This is a genomic window from Streptomyces sp. NPDC047982 (genome assembly GCF_043204165.1).
Lineage (GTDB): Bacteria > Actinomycetota > Actinomycetes > Streptomycetales > Streptomycetaceae > Streptomyces.
This window is the reverse complement of record NZ_JBIDBS010000021.1, coordinates 67,915-83,631: the sequence shown is the minus strand read 5'-3', so window position 1 is coordinate 83,631 and position 15,717 is coordinate 67,915. Positions and strand designations below refer to the sequence as shown.

Annotated in this window: 13 protein-coding genes and 1 pseudogene; 6 read left to right on the top strand and 8 right to left on the bottom strand. The window is 71.3% G+C overall.

The window, feature by feature from the left end:
• Positions 1-160 precede the first annotated feature (160 nt).
• A complete protein-coding gene (locus tag ACGF2V_RS24465) occupies positions 161-979 on the top strand; it encodes an SAM-dependent methyltransferase (protein WP_362624622.1) in 819 nt (272 codons plus the stop codon).
• Positions 976-3,150, top strand: coding sequence for an EAL domain-containing protein (locus ACGF2V_RS24460; RefSeq protein WP_362624621.1), 2,175 nt, complete (start codon positions 976-978; stop codon positions 3,148-3,150). Before ACGF2V_RS24465 ends, ACGF2V_RS24460 begins: the two co-directional genes overlap by 4 nt.
• Before the next feature lie 71 nt (positions 3,151-3,221).
• On the opposite strand, the gene ACGF2V_RS24455 is transcribed toward ACGF2V_RS24460, so the two are convergent.
• Entirely contained in the window at positions 3,222-4,133 is a 912-nt protein-coding gene (locus ACGF2V_RS24455) for a LysR substrate-binding domain-containing protein (RefSeq protein ID WP_362709068.1), read from the bottom strand.
• 109 nt (positions 4,134-4,242) lie between these two features.
• Between ACGF2V_RS24455 and ACGF2V_RS24450 the strand changes: the two genes are divergently transcribed.
• The 3 genes from ACGF2V_RS24450 to ACGF2V_RS24440 are packed head-to-tail and all read left to right on the top strand — an operon-like array spanning position 4,243 to position 7,644.
• The gene (locus tag ACGF2V_RS24450) at positions 4,243-4,950 is read left to right on the top strand and encodes a succinate dehydrogenase (protein ID WP_362624617.1); all 708 of its coding nucleotides are present in this window, start codon (positions 4,243-4,245) and stop codon (positions 4,948-4,950) included.
• Between the two features lies 1 nt (position 4,951).
• Positions 4,952-6,901 (top strand): fumarate reductase/succinate dehydrogenase flavoprotein subunit, encoded by a 1,950-nt coding sequence (locus ACGF2V_RS24445; protein ID WP_362624616.1) that lies wholly within the window; start codon positions 4,952-4,954, stop codon positions 6,899-6,901.
• On the top strand, positions 6,898-7,644 hold the full coding sequence (locus ACGF2V_RS24440; protein WP_362624614.1) for a succinate dehydrogenase/fumarate reductase iron-sulfur subunit: 747 nt from the start codon (positions 6,898-6,900) through the stop codon (positions 7,642-7,644). The genes ACGF2V_RS24445 and ACGF2V_RS24440 overlap by 4 nt, the downstream gene beginning before the upstream one ends.
• Before the next feature lie 104 nt (positions 7,645-7,748).
• Here ACGF2V_RS24440 and ACGF2V_RS24435 read toward each other — a convergent pair.
• The 3 genes and pseudogenes from ACGF2V_RS24435 to ACGF2V_RS24425 form a co-directional block, all read right to left on the bottom strand.
• Positions 7,749-8,227 (bottom strand): annotated as a pseudogene (locus ACGF2V_RS24435) (ABC transporter); the annotation flags it as partial.
• A 208-nt stretch (positions 8,228-8,435) separates the two neighbouring features.
• Positions 8,436-9,806, bottom strand: coding sequence for a polysaccharide pyruvyl transferase family protein (locus ACGF2V_RS24430; RefSeq protein ID WP_362624612.1), 1,371 nt, complete (start codon positions 9,804-9,806; stop codon positions 8,436-8,438).
• Between the two features lie 356 nt (positions 9,807-10,162).
• Entirely contained in the window at positions 10,163-10,378 is a 216-nt protein-coding gene (locus ACGF2V_RS24425) for a dodecin (RefSeq protein WP_362624611.1), read from the bottom strand.
• Between the two features lie 289 nt (positions 10,379-10,667).
• Between ACGF2V_RS24425 and ACGF2V_RS24420 the strand changes: the two genes are divergently transcribed.
• A complete protein-coding gene (locus ACGF2V_RS24420; RefSeq protein WP_362624609.1) occupies positions 10,668-11,225 on the top strand; it encodes a lysophospholipid acyltransferase family protein in 558 nt (185 codons plus the stop codon).
• On the opposite strand, the gene egtD is transcribed toward ACGF2V_RS24420, so the two are convergent.
• The 4 genes from egtD to egtA are packed head-to-tail and all read right to left on the bottom strand — an operon-like array spanning position 11,168 to position 15,568.
• The gene (gene egtD / locus ACGF2V_RS24415; RefSeq protein ID WP_362624607.1) at positions 11,168-12,130 is read right to left on the bottom strand and encodes an L-histidine N(alpha)-methyltransferase; all 963 of its coding nucleotides are present in this window, start codon (positions 12,128-12,130) and stop codon (positions 11,168-11,170) included. The genes ACGF2V_RS24420 and egtD overlap by 58 nt on opposite strands.
• On the bottom strand, positions 12,127-12,882 hold the full coding sequence (egtC, locus tag ACGF2V_RS24410; RefSeq protein ID WP_362709071.1) for an ergothioneine biosynthesis protein EgtC: 756 nt from the start codon (positions 12,880-12,882) through the stop codon (positions 12,127-12,129). Before egtC ends, egtD begins: the two co-directional genes overlap by 4 nt.
• A complete protein-coding gene (egtB, locus tag ACGF2V_RS24405) occupies positions 12,882-14,252 on the bottom strand; it encodes an ergothioneine biosynthesis protein EgtB (RefSeq protein WP_392913073.1) in 1,371 nt (456 codons plus the stop codon). The genes egtC and egtB overlap by 1 nt, the downstream gene beginning before the upstream one ends.
• A complete protein-coding gene (gene egtA, locus ACGF2V_RS24400; protein WP_362624604.1) occupies positions 14,249-15,568 on the bottom strand; it encodes an ergothioneine biosynthesis glutamate--cysteine ligase EgtA in 1,320 nt (439 codons plus the stop codon). Before egtA ends, egtB begins: the two co-directional genes overlap by 4 nt.
• Positions 15,569-15,717: the final 149 nt, after the last annotated feature.

The following is a 15,717-nucleotide window of genomic DNA, read 5'->3' as shown; positions in this document are numbered from 1 at the left end:
CACGCAGCGACGGAGCGGTTGCACATGCCACGGGTGTGTGACCAATAACGGACGGCTAATTTCCGTTTCCGCTCGCTCTCTTGGCGGGCGATCAGTAGCCTCTGGTCCACACTGACCATGAACATGGCCGGATCGCCGTGGCGACTTGTTGGAGACATCGATGGAGCGTCCCGCCTGGGCACCGCAAGGCATAGACATATCGGTGCCGAGCGTGTCCCGCATGTACGACTTCTATCTGGGCGGATCGCACAATTTCGAGGTGGACCGGGAAGCTGCTCGCAAGGCCATGGAGTTCATGCCGGGGCTCCCCAAGGTCATGCAGGCGAATCGCGCCTTTATGCGCAGGGCCGTGCGATACGCGGTGGACGAGGGCGTCACCCAGTTCCTGGACATCGGATCCGGAATACCTACTTTCGGTAATGTGCACGAAGTCGCCCAGGCCGCCGATCCCGAGGCCCGGGTGGCATATGTCGATCACGATCCCGTTGCGGTCGCGCACAGTCAGGCCGTACTCGAAGGAAACGAACGGGCGGTGGCGGCCGCCGCCGACCTCCGCCGGCCGCGGGAGATCGTGAAGAACGCGGAGATCTCCCAACTGCTGGACCTGGAGCGCCCGGTGGCCCTACTGCTCGTCGCCGTGCTCCACTTCGTCCAGGATTCCGACGAGCCGCAGGCCGCGGTCGCCGAACTGCGCGAGGCACTCGCCCCCGGCAGTCTCATCGTCATCACCCACGCCGCGTACGAAGGAATACCGCTCAGCAAGGAGAGGGCGGGGGCCGCCGTCGGCATCTACGAGGACACCCGCAGCCCGCTCGTCATGCGGTCCCGTGACGAGATCGCCCGGTTCTTCGAGGGGTACGAGATGGTCGAGCCCGGACTCGTGGCGATGCCGAACTGGCGGCCCGAGGCCCCCACGGCGCCGGAGCAGGAAGATCCGTTCGCCTTCTCGGGTTTCGGCGGAGTGGGACGCAAGGCGTGAGCATCCCCGCCCAGTCGTCCGGAACGTCCGCCCCGCAGGCCGACGGCGCCGAGGACCGGCTCCGCAGATTCGCCACGATCTGGAGCCGGGCCATCTTCCCCTCGACGGCCACCTCCCTGACGCGCACGGAGTTCGAACAGCATCTGCTGCCGCTGGCCCGCAAGCTCAGCGACATTCTGCACGCGCGCCCGTTCGACGCCGCGCCCGCGAGCGGGGTGGGCGGTGCCCTCGTCGCCGCCCACTGCACGGATCCGGACGCGTTGAGCAGCACGCTCGGCGTCATCGACTCGTACCTGGTCCTCTACTGCGGCGGCAACGGTGCGACCCAGCTTCCCACCGAGGACGGACAGGCCCGCTGCGCCCGCATCCAGCACGCCCTCGCCGGCGGTTTCACCCAGGCGCTGCGCGAGCGGACCCTGGCCGAGCAGGAGGCCATCGCCCGCTCGGCGCTCACCGCCCGCACCCGGGCCGAACTGGCCCTGCACGCCACCCAGGCACGCTTCCGGGCGGTGTTCGACGACGCCGCCATCGGCATCGGCATCGCGGACCTGGACGGCCATGTGCTCGAGGTCAACGACACCCTCACCCGCATGTTCGGCGGGCTCCAGCATCATGTGCTCAGCCGCCGGGTCGACGAGTGGGCGCACCCCGAGGACTCGCCGCACGTGTGTACGTACTACGGCGAGCTGGTGCGCGGCGAACGCGACCACTTCCGGGTCGAGAAGCCGTTCTACCGCAACGACGGCACGGTGCTGTGGACCAATCTGACGGTGTCGCTGCTGCGGGACGCGGAGGGCAGGCCCGAGTACCAGCTGGCGCTGATGGAGGACACCACGGAGCGCCGGCTGCTCCACCTGCGACTGCGCTACGAGGCCACGCACGACGCGCTCACCGGCCTGCCCAACCGGACGCTGTTCTTCGAACGACTGGAGAAGGCGCTCGGCGCGCAGGACGGCAGCCGCTTCGGGCTCTGCTACCTCGACCTCGACGGCTTCAAGGCGGTCAACGACAGCCTGGGGCACGCGGCGGGGGACCGGCTGCTGGTCGAGGTGGCCGACCGGCTGCAGAGCTGTGCGACCGCGCCCGGCGAGATGGTGGCCCGGCTCGGCGGCGACGAGTTCGTGGCGCTGACCACCGGACCCGACACCCAGAAGGAGGTCGACGAACTCGCCTGCCGCATCCTCGGCGCGCTCGCCGCCCCGGTCCGGCTGGAGGGCCGCGAGCTGACCGTGCGCGGGTCCATCGGCATCGTGGAGGGGCCGGCCGGGGAACGCGGCGCCGCGGAGGTGCTGCGCAGCGCCGACATCACGATGTACCGGGCCAAGTCCGCGGGCGGCAACCGCTTCGAGTTCGCCGATGCCGAGGCCGACGCCCGCGCCATCACCCGGCACGGGCTGACCACCGCCCTGCCCGCGGCCCTGGAGCGCGGCGAGTTCTTCATCGAGTACCAGCCGCTCGTGCACCTGGGCGACGGGACGGTGCACGGCGCGGAGGCCCTGGTGCGCTGGTGCCATCCGCAGCACGGGGTCCTCGGCCCGGACCGGTTCATCCCGCTCGCGGAGCACACCGGGCTGATCGTGCCGCTCGGCCGCTGGGTGCTGGAGGAGTCCGTGCGGCAGGCCAACTTCTGGCAGGAGCGGCACAGCGACGGGGGTCCGCTGCGGATCAACGTCAACGTCTCGCCGACCCAGCTGCACCACCCGCGCCTGGTCGCCGAGACCGTCGACGTGCTGGAGCGGTCGGGGCTGGAACCCCGGGCGTTGTGCCTGGAGGTCACCGAATCCGCGCTCATCGGGGCCGACGACGACCTGCTCAAGCCGCTGCGTCAACTGGCCGACATGGGCGTGAACATAGCGCTCGACGATTTCGGCACGGGGTACTCGAACCTGGCGAACCTGCGCAGGCTGCCGGTGAGCGTGCTCAAGCTGGACCGTTCCTTCACGCAGGGGATGCAGCGGCATCCGGCGGACCCGGTCGACCTGAAGATCATCGAGGGGATCGTCTCGCTGGCGCACAGCCTCGACCTCGCGGTCACGGTGGAGGGCGTGGAGACCGGGGCACAGGCCGAGCAGTTGCGCAATCTGGGCTGCGACACGGCCCAGGGCTGGTACTACGCACGGCCCGGTGCCCCGGACCGGATCCACTCGCTGCTGCTGGCCGACGCGGTGTGAGCGGCGCGGCCGACGGCCGGGGTGCGGCAGGCAGGCGCGGCGGCCGGGGCCGGACGTGGTGTCGGCCTCGCTCAGCCGTCGGACGGGTGCGAGGCGCCCGTCCGGCTGGCCAGCAGCACCTTCTGCAGCTCGCGGGCGGCGCGTGGCGGCGCCACGTCGCTGCGGTGCGCGAGCGCGATCGTGCGCCGCAGCCCCGGGCGGGCCAACGGGGTCGTCCGCAGCCCGTGCCCGGCCCGCCCGGCGACCATGCTCGGCACCACGGCGATCCCCAGCCCTGCCCGGACGAAGCCGAGCACCGCGTCCATCTCCCCGCCCTCCACCGTGAACGAGGGCTCGAAGCCCTCCGCCCGGCAGGCCGCGACCGTCAGTTCGCGCAGGTCGTAGCCGTGCCGGAACATGACCAGAGGTGCGCCTTGGAGATCGGCGATCGCCACGCTCCCGCCGCGGCCGGGCCGCGGGGCGTGCGCCGACGACACCACGACCAGGTCCTCCTGGAGCAGCTCGACCGTGGTGAGCGCGGGCGACGAGGCGGGCAGCGGCAGCACCACCAGCGCGAGATCGAGCGCGCCGCGCGCCAGCTCCCGCACCAGGTCCAGCGAGCCGCCCTCCTCCAGGAGCAGCCGGATGCCCGGGTGCCGGTCGTGGAAGGCGCGCAGCACGTCGGGGAGCAGACCCGTGCAGAGGCTCGGCGTCGCGCCCAGCCGCACCCGGCCCCGCCGCAGCTGGGCCAGCTCCTGCACCTCGTGGCGCGCGGTGTCGGCGTCCGCGAGGATGCGGCGGGCCAGCGGAAGCAGCGCCTCGCCCGCGTCGGTGAGCGTGATGTTGCCGCGGGCCCGGCTGAACAGCTCCGCCCCCAGCTCGGCCTCCAGCGCACGGATCTGCTGGGAGAGCGACGGCTGCGAGACGTGCACCTCCTCGGCGGCACGGGTGAAGTGCCGGGCCTCGGCGACCGCCACGAAATACGTGAGTTGCTGGAACTGCATGCACGCACCCTAAGGGCTGTCCCGTAGCAGTAGCGATAGCCAAATCCTATGAAGATGAGCTGTTTCATGTCTTGGACTGATGAGACCGTTCGGCCCTAGCGTCGCTTCCATGGCATCGGCAACAGGGACGGACCGACGGCCGTCCATGACGCGTACGCTCTGGGACTCCTCCGTCGGCAAGAAGACGATCATGGCCGTGAGCGGCCTGGTCATGCTCCTCTACTTGGTCGCCCACATGGTCGGCAACCTGAAGATCTTCTTCGGGGCCGGCGAGTACAACCGCTACGCGCACTGGCTGCGGACCATGGGCGAGCCCGTCCTGCACTACGAGTGGGCGCTGTGGCTGGTGCGTCTCGTGCTCGTCGCCGCCGTCGTGCTGCACGCCGTCTGCGCGTACCAGCTGAGCCGCCGCGACATCCGGGCCCGCCCCGTCGCGTACGTCCACAAGAGGCCGCGCGCGAGCTACGCCACCCGGACCATGCGCTGGGGCGGGATCATCCTCGGCCTCTTCATCGTCTGGCACGTCCTCGACCTGACGACCGGCACGGTGCACTCCGGCGGCTTCCAGCCCGGGCATCCGTACCAGAACGTCATCGACACCTTCTCCACCTGGTACGGCAACGTCATCTACATCGTCGCCGTGCTCGCCCTCGGATTTCACGTCCGGCACGGCTTCTGGAGCGCCGCCCAGACCCTCGGCGCGGGCAACGCCGCCCGCGACCGCCTTCTCAAGACCCTTGCCGACATCCTCGCCCTGGCGCTGACGGTCGGCTTCGTCTCCGTACCCGTCGCCGTCATGACCGGAGCCGTGAGCTGACATGAGCGACTACACGCACTACGAGACCGGCGCGCCCGTCACCGACACCAAGGCCCCCGTCGGCCCGATCGCCGAACGCTGGGACACCCGCCGCTTCCAGGCCAAGCTGGTCAACCCGGCCAACCGCCGCAAGCACACCGTCATCGTCGTCGGCACCGGCCTCGCCGGCGGTTCGGCCGGCGCGACCCTCGCCGAACAGGGCTACCACGTCGTCCAGTTCTGCTTCCAGGACTCGCCCCGTCGCGCCCACTCCGTCGCCGCGCAGGGCGGCATCAACGCCGCGAAGAACTACCGCAACGACGGCGACTCGATCCACCGGCTCTTCTACGACACGGTCAAGGGCGGCGACTTCCGCGCCCGCGAGTCCAACGTCCACCGGCTCGCCCAGATCTCCGTCGAGATCATCGACCAGTGCGTCGCCCAGGGCGTCCCCTTCGCCCGCGAGTACGGCGGCCTGCTCGACAACCGCTCCTTCGGCGGCGTCCAGGTCTCCCGTACCTTCTACGCCCGCGGCCAGACCGGGCAGCAGCTCCTGCTCGGCGCCTACCAGGCGCTGTCGCGGCAGATCGCCGCGGGCAACGTCGAGATGCACGCCCGCACCGAGATGCTCGACCTGATCGTCGTCGACGGCAGGGCCCGCGGCATCGTCGCCCGCGACCTCGTCACCGGGAAGACCGACACCTACTTCGCCGACGCCGTCGTCCTGGCCAGCGGCGGCTACGGCAACGTCTTCTACCTGTCGACGAACGCCATGAACTCCAACGCCACCGCCGTCTGGCGGGCCCACCGCCGAGGCGCCTACTTCGCCAACCCCTGCTTCACCCAGATCCACCCCACCTGCATCCCGCGCACCGGCGACCACCAGTCCAAGCTGACGCTGATGAGCGAGTCGCTGCGCAACGACGGCCGGATCTGGGTGCCGAAGGCCAAGGGTGACAACCGCCCCGCCAACGAGATTCCCGAGAACGAGCGCGACTACTACCTGGAACGCATCTACCCGTCCTTCGGCAACCTCGTGCCCCGTGACATCGCCTCCCGCGCCGCGAAGAACGTCTGCGACGAAGGGCGCGGCGTGGGACCGGGCGGCCAGGGCGTCTACCTGGACTTCGCCGAGGCCATCCAACGCATGGGCCGGGCCGGGGTCGAGGAGAAGTACGGCAACCTCTTCGACATGTACGCGCGGATCACCGCGGAGAACCCGTACGAGACACCGATGCGGATCTACCCGGCCGTGCACTACACGATGGGCGGACTGTGGGTCGACTACGACCTCCAGACCACCATCCCGGGCCTCTTCGCCATCGGGGAGGCCAACTTCTCCGACCACGGCGCCAACCGCCTCGGCGCCTCCGCGCTGATGCAGGGACTCGCCGACGGGTACTTCGTCCTGCCCTCCACCATCAACGACTACCTGGCCCGCAACCCGCACCACGACGACGTCGACGCCTCGCACCCCGCCGTCGAGGAGGTCGTCGCCGAGACCGAGGACCGGCTCAACCTGCTGCTCTCCGTCGACGGCGACCGCACCCCCGACTCCTTCCACCGCGAGATCGGCGAACTGATGTGGGAGTACTGCGGCATGGCCCGCAACGAGCAGGGGCTGCGCACGGCGCTCGCACGGGTTCCTGAGATCCGCGAGGAGTTCTGGCGCCGGATCAAGGTGCCGGGCTCCGGCGAGGAGTTCAACCAGTCCCTGGAGAAGGCCAACCGCATCGTCGACTACCTGGAGCTCGCCGAGCTCATGTGCCTCGACGCCCTGCACCGCACCGAGTCCTGCGGAGGCCACTTCCGCGAGGAGTCCCAGACCCCGGACGGCGAGGCCGCCCGCAGGGACGAGGACTTCTCCTACGCCGCCGCCTGGGAGTTCTCCGGCACCGGCGAGGCACCCGTCCTGCACAAGGAAGACCTCGTCTTCGAGTACGTCCACCCCACCCAGCGGAGCTACGCATGAAGCTCACCCTGCGCGTCTGGCGCCAGAAGAACGCCGACGCCCCCGGCGCCATGTCCACCTACGAGGTGGACGGCATCTCGCAGGACATGTCGTTCCTCGAAATGCTCGACACCCTCAACGAACAGCTCATCCTCGCCGGCGACGATCCGGTCGCCTTCGACCACGACTGCCGCGAGGGGATCTGCGGGGCGTGCAGCCTGGTCATCAACGGCGATGCCCACGGCCCCGAGCGCACCACCACCTGCCAGCTCCACATGCGGTCGTTCCACGACGGCGACACCATCGACATCGAACCCTGGCGCGCCTCCGCCTTCCCGGTCGTCAAGGACCTGGTCGTGGACCGTTCGGCCTTCGACCGGATCATCCAGGCCGGCGGCTACATCTGCGCCCCGACCGGCACCGCCCCGGAGGCACACGCCACTCCCGTGCCCAAGCCGGACGCCGACTTCGCCTTCGAGCACGCCGAGTGCATCGGCTGCGGCGCCTGTGTCGCCGCCTGCCCCAACGGCTCGGCGATGCTCTTCACCTCGGCGAAGGTCAACCACCTCAACGTCCTGCCGCAGGGCGCCCCCGAGCGCGAGACGCGCGTCCTCGACATGGTCGCGCAGATGGACAGCGAGGGCTTCGGCGGCTGCACCCTCACCGGGGAGTGCGCCACCGCCTGCCCGAAGGGCATCCCGCTGCCGTCGATCGCCGCCATGAACAAGGAGTGGCTGCGGGCGACCCGCAAGGCGCGCCGCTGAGAGCACGGCGGGTTCCCGGCCCCGGAGGCAGGCCACTTCCGGGACCGGGAATTCACCGTCGGCAACCCGCGGTGAAAAGGCGGTAGTCGACCCGCGTGGGACGTTCAGCGGGTTCCGAGGGCGGCGGCGAGGTACGGTGCCGTACGGCTGCCCTCCGCGCGGGCGACCTCGGCGGGAGGGCCCGCCGCCACGATCCGCCCGCCCCGGTCGCCGCCACCCGGCCCGAGGTCGATCACGTGATCGGCGCCCGCCACCACCGACATGTCGTGCTCGACGACCACCACCGTGTCACCCGCGTCGACCAGACCGTGCAACTGCCGCATCAGCACGTCGACATCGGCCGGATGCGGCGGCTCGTCCGCCAGGTACACGGTTGGCCCCGGCGGGTGCGCTGGAGCTCGGCGGCGAGCTTGATCCGCTGCGCCTCCCCGCCCGACAGCTCGGTGGCGGGCCGGCCGAGCCGCAGACAGCCGAGCCCGACGTCGAGCAGTGTGCGCAGACCGCGTTCGGCGGCGGGCGTCCCGGCGAAGAAGACGGCCGCCGACTCCACCGTCAGATCCAGCACCTGCGCGATGTCGAGACCCCGCACTCCGCCGTCCGCCGCGCGCAGCACCTCGGCGAGCGAACCGAGCGGCAGCGCGGCGAGTTCGGCGATCGTACGGCCGGCGAAGGTGACGGCCAGGGCCTCGGGACGCAGCCGGCTTGCGTCGCACACCGGGTGCGGCGGGCGCCCGGGACGGCGCCGCGACAGGGCGGGGCGTCCCGGGTCGGGATGTGTGCGGGTACGCCTGTCAGCGCGAGGGGCGCAGGGCGCGCTTGAGGGGCCGCCCGACGGCGCTGCGGGCCCGCTGGTAGGTGGAGCGCTGGGCGGGGATCGCGGCCTTCTTCGCGAGCTGCCGCTTGAGCAGGGTGTTCTGCGCGGCGAGCTCCGTCAGTTGCGTCTGCAGCCAGTTGAGACGGTCGCCCATCGCGGCGGCGCCGTCGCCGTTCCACGGCCGGATGCCCGGGGGGAAGGCCAGCTTGCTCATCCGCGCCTCGAACGCCGCGCCGCCGTCGCCGTGGGAGAAGGTGTTCTCCAGGCCGTTCTTGTCCAGGAAGCCCGTGAACCGTTCGAACCGCTCCCGGTGACCCCGCTTCAGCGGCCCGAAGTCCGCCTCCGAGTAGAGGTCGGCGGGGTCGATGTCGGTGGGCACCTTCGTCAGCATCCGGTGCGGGATGTCGAAGTAGCGGCACAGTTCCAGGGTCCGGGAGTCGCCGCAGAGCACGGTGGCGGGTGTTCCGGCGAGGAGCGCCGCGATGTTGCCGTGGATCCGGGAGCCGAAGGAGAAGTCGAAGCCCCGCAGGTCGTTCATCCAGGTGACGGGATCGATGTAGACCCGGACCTTGTCCTCCCGGTACATGGGGTGGTCGGGATGGGTGGGGATGCCGGTCACGGCGGCATTGGGGTGGGACAGGTCACGCCAGTGCAGCTGGCGCGCGTCGGAGAGGTTCTGGCCGACGAACCGCAGGTGGGGGTAGCGCGCGTGGGCGCGGTCGATGATCCGCCCGAGCTTGTGCTTGCGCACCGCGTCGTGCGATCCGTTGACGGCGATCCGGGACCCGGGGCCGAGCGCCCCGCTCTTCTCGCGGATGTCCAGCCGGGAGCCGTGGAGGAACATGGAGGGGCAGCCGATGACATCCACGTCACGGAAACCCATGTCCCGCAGATACCGTTCGGTGAACTCGCCGCGCACGCCGATGGAGGCGCTGTGGTCGAGCACCGCCGACACGAACGCGTAGACCGTGTCCTTCATCGGACGCAGCCGCTCCGCGGAGTAGTCGACCCCGGTCTGGGCGCCCACGCCCGGGACGACGACCGGGATCCTCAGTTTGGTGATGAGCTGGGTCAGCCGCGCCAACTGCCGTTCGAAGGACGGGCGGAAGGCGTTGGCGAGCGGCACGACGAACACGTCGTACTCGCTGTTGATGCGGTCGGCGTCGGCGACCCGGGTGGCGATGCCGTTCGAGACCACCTCCGCCTGCGGCGTCTCCAGGATCTTGTGCGCGGCATCGCTGAAGATCAGATTGCCCGCGTTGGTGGCGAACACGTCCTCGTGCAGAGCGCGCTCGACGGGGACGACGTCGTAGGGACTCTTCCCGGAACGCAGGAGTATTCGCTTCACATGTTGAACGTTGGATGCCACGAACCTGAATATAGCTTTACGAATGCTTCAGGTTCCATGCGCATCCTGCACAACTTTTTGCCAACCATACGGAACGCAGGTACATGATCACACATCCGCGTGCGGGCGTGCGGTCCGGTACGGACGGATCCGCGTGACCGCTGCCCCGGCTCCCCGGCCTCACGGCTCCCCGGCATCGTGGGGGTGCGGGCCCGGCGGGGTGCGGTGTCGTCCGTCATCGAGGACGCGCAGGAGCGCGAGCGGCGTGCCTGGCCTCCGGTGGCCGAGGCGTTTGCTGATCCGGCCGCTGCTGCCGTCCGGTACTCCGGCGGCCGCGCTCGTCCGGTCGTGGCGGTTCAGCCTGTTTCGTCGAGCCGGAAACCCACCTTCAGCCCCACCTGATAGTGCTCGATCCGGCCATTTCTGATGTCTCCGCGAACCTCGGTGACTTCGAACCAGTCGAGATTGTGCAACGTTTCCGAAGCCCGCGCGACACCTCTGCGTATGGCGTCGTCGACGCCCTCATGGGAAGTCCCCACGATCTCGGTGACTCGATACGTGTGGGTTGACATGTTTTGTCTCCTCTCGTTTCTACCAAGGTGCCCCACCCTGCTCGGGTACGCGAGAGATTGGTGTCCAGGACGGGGAGGACGAGACGTGACCGGGTCAATGGTCCATGCGAAAAACCAGCCACGCCTGCGCGAGCACCGCCCGCAACCCCCACCGGGTTCTCGTCGCGGGAGCCCGGACCGGGGAAGCCCGCGTCGGGGCGCCCGCGGCGCCCGGCCGGCGCACACATGGATTCGGTCACACCCGGGATTCAGCCGCCGCACATCCGTCGCGGCCGTGGTCCCCGGCCGGATGCCGGCCAAGCGCGAGATGGGGGACTGGCCGCTGCTCGGCCCGCTCGCCGCCGCGGGCGGCACCCTCTTCGTCGACCGCCACCGGTTGCGGGCCCTGCCCGGCACGGTGCACGAGATCGCGGCTGCGCTGCGCGGCGGCGCCCGAGTGGTCGCCTACCCGGAGGGCACGACCTGGTGCGGGCGGGGCGGTGGTCGCTTCGGTCCCGCCGTGTTCCAGGCCGCGATCGACGCGCACGCCGAGATCCGGCCCGTACGCGTCAGCTATCGGACCGGTCCGCCGTGCGACGAGGCGCATGGCGGCCGGCCGCCGGGAGGCGACGGCCCGCACCGGCGGAGCGCGTCGCGCCGGCCGGTGCGGCGGCGTTCGTCGGCGACGATCCGCTCACCGCCTCGTTGTTGGAGGGTGGTGACGTCCGCCGGACCGACCGCCGAGATCCACGTCCTGCCGCCGATACCGGCCGGCGCCCCGCCGGACCGCCGGACCCGGGCCCGTCTCGTTCAGACCGCCGTCGCCAGCGACAACGCGAACCGCTCACCGCGATCCGTCCACCACTGATCCATCCTCAACCCGGCCCCGGCGAGTTCGGCCCGCACGCCGTCCTCGCGGAACTTGGCCGACACCTCCGTACGCATCTCCTCGCCCGCCTCGAACGGCACCACCAGATCCAGGACCGGGATCTTCACCGTCAGCGCCGAACGGGCCCGCAGCCGCATCTCGATCCACTCCCGCTCCGGGTCCCACAGCGCCACATGCTCGAAGTCCGCCGGGTCGAAGTCCGCCCCCAGCTCCCGGTTGACGACCCGCAGCACGTTCTTGTCGAACTCGGCCGTCACCCCCGCCGCGTCGTCGTACGCCGCGACCAGCACGCCCTCGTCCTTCACCAGGTCCGTGCCGAGCAGCAGCGAGTCGCCCGGGGACAGCAACGACCGCACCGATCGTAGGAACACCGATCGCTCGTCCGGCAGCAGATTGCCGATCGTGCCGCCCAGGAAGGCGACCAGCCGCGGCCCCGGGGTCCCCGGAAGTACCAGACCACCCGTGAAATCGGCGATCAGCGCATGCACGCAGAGCCCGGGCCGCTGCGCCAGCAGCGTCTCGGCCGCACCGCGCAGCGCGCTCTCGCTGACGTCGACCGGTATGTAACTGTGCAGCCCGGGCAGCGCGTCCAGCAGGTGCCGGGTCTTGTTCGACGAGCCCGACCCCAGCTCGACCAGGGTCCGCGCCCCGGAGGCCCGCGCGATCTCCTCGGCGCGTTCGACGAGGATCTCCCGCTCGGCACGGGTCGGGTAGTACTCGGGGAGCCGGGTGATCTCCTCGAACAGCTCGCTGCCCTGCGCGTCGTAGAACCACTTGGGCGGCAGCGTCTTCGGGTGCCGGGTCAGGCCGTGCAGCACGTCGGCGCGCAGCGCCGCGTCCGTCGCGTCCTCCGGCAGGGTGCGGGTCAGCAGGAAGGGGCTCACTGGGTCGGCTCCTTGAGCGGGGTCAGCAGAACGTCGGTGCTGCTCGCCGTCAGCAGCGTCAGGTCGGGGACCTCGCGCCAGCGCGGGTCGTCGTCGTACGGCTCCGAGGCCACGACCGTGCGCGGACCGGGCCCGGTGAGGTACCACAGGGTGTCGCCCCAGGCCGTCGCCACGATCGAGGTGCCGTCGGTCAGCAGCAGGTTCAGGCGTGAGCCGGGCGCCGCCGACGCCACGTCGAGCACGGTGTCGGCCACCGCCTGCGGCAGCGGGTCCCCGCCGGCCAGGCGGTGCCGCACGAGGGCCCAGACCAGGGCCGAGTCGCAGCGGGCCGGCAGGGACAGCAGCTCGGCCGCGGGCAGTGCGGCGGCGAGCGGCGCCAGGGACCCCGGCCAGCCCTTCACCGCGCCGTTGTGACTGAACAGCACCTCGCCGTCGGCGAACGGTGCGGCGGCGGCCTCGCCGTCGGCACCCGCCTCGGTCGCGTCGCGCACCGCGGCGAGCAGTGCGGTGGTGCGCACCACCCGGGCCAGATCGGCGAACGTCGCATCGCCCCAGACGGGGCCCGCGCGCCGGTACCGGCCCGGCACCGGGTCGCCTTCCGCGTACCAGCCGACGCCGAAGCCGTCGGCGTTGACCGTCCCGTGCCGCTGGCGGCGCGGCGTCCAGGACTGGCGCACCAAGCAGTGCGGCGGCCGGACCAGCACCTCGCCGAGCGCCGTCGACGGTCCCAGATAAGCGATATGACGGCACATCAGGCGCTCCTCGCGGTGCGGAATCCGGAGAAGATCTGACGCCGCACCGGCAGGTCCCAGTTGCGGAACGTCCCCCGGCACGCGACGGGATCCACGGCGAACGAACCGCCGCGCAAGACCTTGTGGGCCGGGCCGAAGAAGACCTCGGAGTACTCGCGGTACGGGAACGCCGAGAATCCCGGATACGGCAGGAAGTCGCTCGCGGTCCATTCCCACACGTCGCCGATCAACTGCCGTATGCCCAAGGGGGACTGCCCGGCCGCGTAGGCGCCCGCCGGGGCCGGGCGCAGATGGCGCTGGCCCAGGTTGGCCCGCTCGGGTGCCGGGTCCTCGTCCCCCCACGGATAGCGCCGCGAGCGACCCGACGCCGGGTCGTGGCGTGCCGCCTTCTCCCACTCCGCCTCCGAGGGCAGCCGCCGCCCCGCCCAGCGCGCGTACGCGTCCGCCTCGTACCAGCTGACGTGGAGCACGGGTTCGTGCTCGGGCACCGGTTCCGTCACCCCGAAGCGGCGGCGCAGCCACTGACCGGCGTCCCGGTACCAGAACAGCGGGGCCGTCAGCTCGTGCTCGCGGACCATCGCCCAGCCCCCCGGGGCCCACCAGCGCCGCTCGACGTAGCCGCCGTCCTCGACGAAGCGCAGGTACGCCCCGCAGGTGACCGGTGTGGTGTCGATGAAGAACGCCGGTACGTCGCGCACATGGGCGGGCCGTTCGTTGTCCAGGGCCCACGGCTCGGTCGACGTGCCCATCGTGAACGGACCGCCCTCGACGAGGACTTCGGCGGACGAGGGGCCCGCGTCGATGGGCGCGGGCGGCGGCGGAGCGGTGAGTACGGCCGGGCCGGTCCGCAACTGATGGGTGATCAGCATCGTCTCGTCGTGCTGCTGCTCGTGCTGGGCGATCATGCCGAACGCGAAGCCGGACCGCAGCAGGGGCCGGTCGTCGCGCAGCACCGCCCCGTCGAGGACGTCCAGCGCGCGGTCCCTCACCTGCGCGGTGTACGAGCGGGCCTCGGCCGGCGGCAGCAACGGCAGCGAGGGCCGGGTCGCCCGGGGGTGCTGGAAGGCGTCGTACAGCCCGTCGATCTCCGGGCGCATCGCCTCCCGGCCCGCCACCGTGCGCAGCAGCCACAGCTCCTCCTGGTTGCCGATGTGCGCGAGGTCCCAGACCAGCGGTGACATCAACGGCGAGTGCTGCGCGGTCAGTTCGTGGTCGTCCACGCTGTCGGTGAGCAGCGCGGTCCGTTCCCGGGCGGCGACCAGCGCGGCCAGGGCGTGCGCGCGGAGCGCCTCGGTGTCCATGGTGTCCGTCCGGTTCCACCCGGCAGGGGTGCCGCGGCGGGACGTGTCGGGTGCGGGGGAGTGGGTCATGGGCGGTGTCCCTCGAAGTGACCGGAGCCTTCCGCCGCTCGCGGCGCGAGCGGCCCGGGGAGGTCGTCGGCCGGGCAGCGACCGCGGGCGACGAAGCGGTCGTCGAACGCCGCGACCGCGTCCCGCACGGCCGTGGTCGCCCCGATCCGGGGCAGTGCCTCCAGCGCGGCCTCGAAGCAGACGGAGGCCGCCGCCCGTAGTTCCGGGTCGGTCAGCCCGTCACGGGCGGCGGCCACCCACAACGGATTGCGCGGAGCGGGCTGCGGCCCCGCCGTCTCGGCGAGCGGTTTGACCGCGCGGTACACGGTCTCGGCGGCCTCCGGGTCGTCGAACACGGCGGTCGTGACGGCGAGCGGTACCAGCCACCCGTCCGTGCCGCACTGCGCGTCGATCATGCGCAGTTCGAGATGCCCGCGCGGGCGCACGGGCGGGAAGAGTGTGCTGATGTGGTAGTCGAGATCGGCGCGCACCGGGGGTCTCGGGGCGCCGGTACGGATCCACTCGCGGAAGGTCAGACCGTCCGGTACGGCCCACGGTGCGGCGTCGTCGCGTACGCACATCACCGGCGTGTCCAGGACATGCGCCGCCCAGGCGTCGCGAGGCGGCAGATGGCCGGCCGGGGCCAGCGACCGCCGCGGATCGAGATCGGCCCACAGCGACTGCCGGGCGGACCGCCACGGCGTGCGGCGGCCCCGGCGCAGGGGCGAGTTGGCGAAGACCGCCACCAGCACCGCGCCCAGCAGATGAGCGAGCTGCCAGCGTCGCCCGTAGCCCAGCGGGCCGGGTTCCTCCTCCCCGGCGTCCAGACAGACCTGGACGGACGCGGTGGTGCACATCATGGCGCGCCCGGCCGGACCCGACCGGTCCAGGGAGATCTCCATGGCGTCGTAGCGCGGCTCGCGCAGCACACGGCGCGGCGGGTGCCAGGGGTCGAGACCGAATCCCACCGGCGCGAGATCCAGCCGGTCGAGGGCGCCGCGCACGGCGGCGAGGTCGGCGGACGTGGCCTCCACGCAGGCCATCAGGGAGTTCGCGGGCCGCGAGCTGAGCTCGAGCTGGCCGCCGGGTTCGAAGCTGAGCGCCGCGCTCAGGGGCAGCTGCCGCAGGGCCGCGCGGGCGGCGCCGAGACGTTCGGGCGGGACCGGGACGCGAGGCCGGTCCCGGTGGTGGATGAGCCATTCGAGTTCGACCCCGACGGTGCGGGGCGGCCCGGTCTTGAAGCATATGCAGCGCAGTAAGTCCTCCGCCCCGCCCTCGTCGAGAGGCGGGGCATGGACGGGCGGACCGTGGTCGCCCGATACGCCGTCGGATGACATGCCGGGACCTCCTTCTGCTCGGTTTGTCCTTACCACCCAAACTTCTGCGGAGGGATCGCACAAGAGTGCCCTTCCGCATCGGAAATTCGGTTGCGCGGGTGCTGCTGGAGCATCGACGATGCCCGGTATGCACCACACGGGGGAGTATC

Coding starts and splice junctions, on each gene's coding strand:
- ACGF2V_RS24465 (WP_362624622.1), top strand. CDS start 161: ATGGAGCGTCCCGCCTGGGCACCGCAAGGCATAGACATATCGGTGCCG.
- ACGF2V_RS24455 (WP_362709068.1), bottom strand. CDS start 4,133: ATGCAGTTCCAGCAACTCACGTATTTCGTGGCGGTCGCCGAGGCCCGG.
- ACGF2V_RS24450 (WP_362624617.1), top strand. CDS start 4,243: ATGGCATCGGCAACAGGGACGGACCGACGGCCGTCCATGACGCGTACG.
- ACGF2V_RS24445 (WP_362624616.1), top strand. CDS start 4,952: ATGAGCGACTACACGCACTACGAGACCGGCGCGCCCGTCACCGACACC.
- ACGF2V_RS24440 (WP_362624614.1), top strand. CDS start 6,898: ATGAAGCTCACCCTGCGCGTCTGGCGCCAGAAGAACGCCGACGCCCCC.
- ACGF2V_RS24425 (WP_362624611.1), bottom strand. CDS start 10,378: ATGTCAACCCACACGTATCGAGTCACCGAGATCGTGGGGACTTCCCAT.
- ACGF2V_RS24420 (WP_362624609.1), top strand. CDS start 10,668: ATGCCGGCCAAGCGCGAGATGGGGGACTGGCCGCTGCTCGGCCCGCTC.
- egtC (WP_362709071.1), bottom strand. CDS start 12,882: ATGTGCCGTCATATCGCTTATCTGGGACCGTCGACGGCGCTCGGCGAG.
- egtB (WP_392913073.1), bottom strand. CDS start 14,252: ATGACCCACTCCCCCGCACCCGACACGTCCCGCCGCGGCACCCCTGCC.
- egtA (WP_362624604.1), bottom strand. CDS start 15,568: ATGTCATCCGACGGCGTATCGGGCGACCACGGTCCGCCCGTCCATGCC.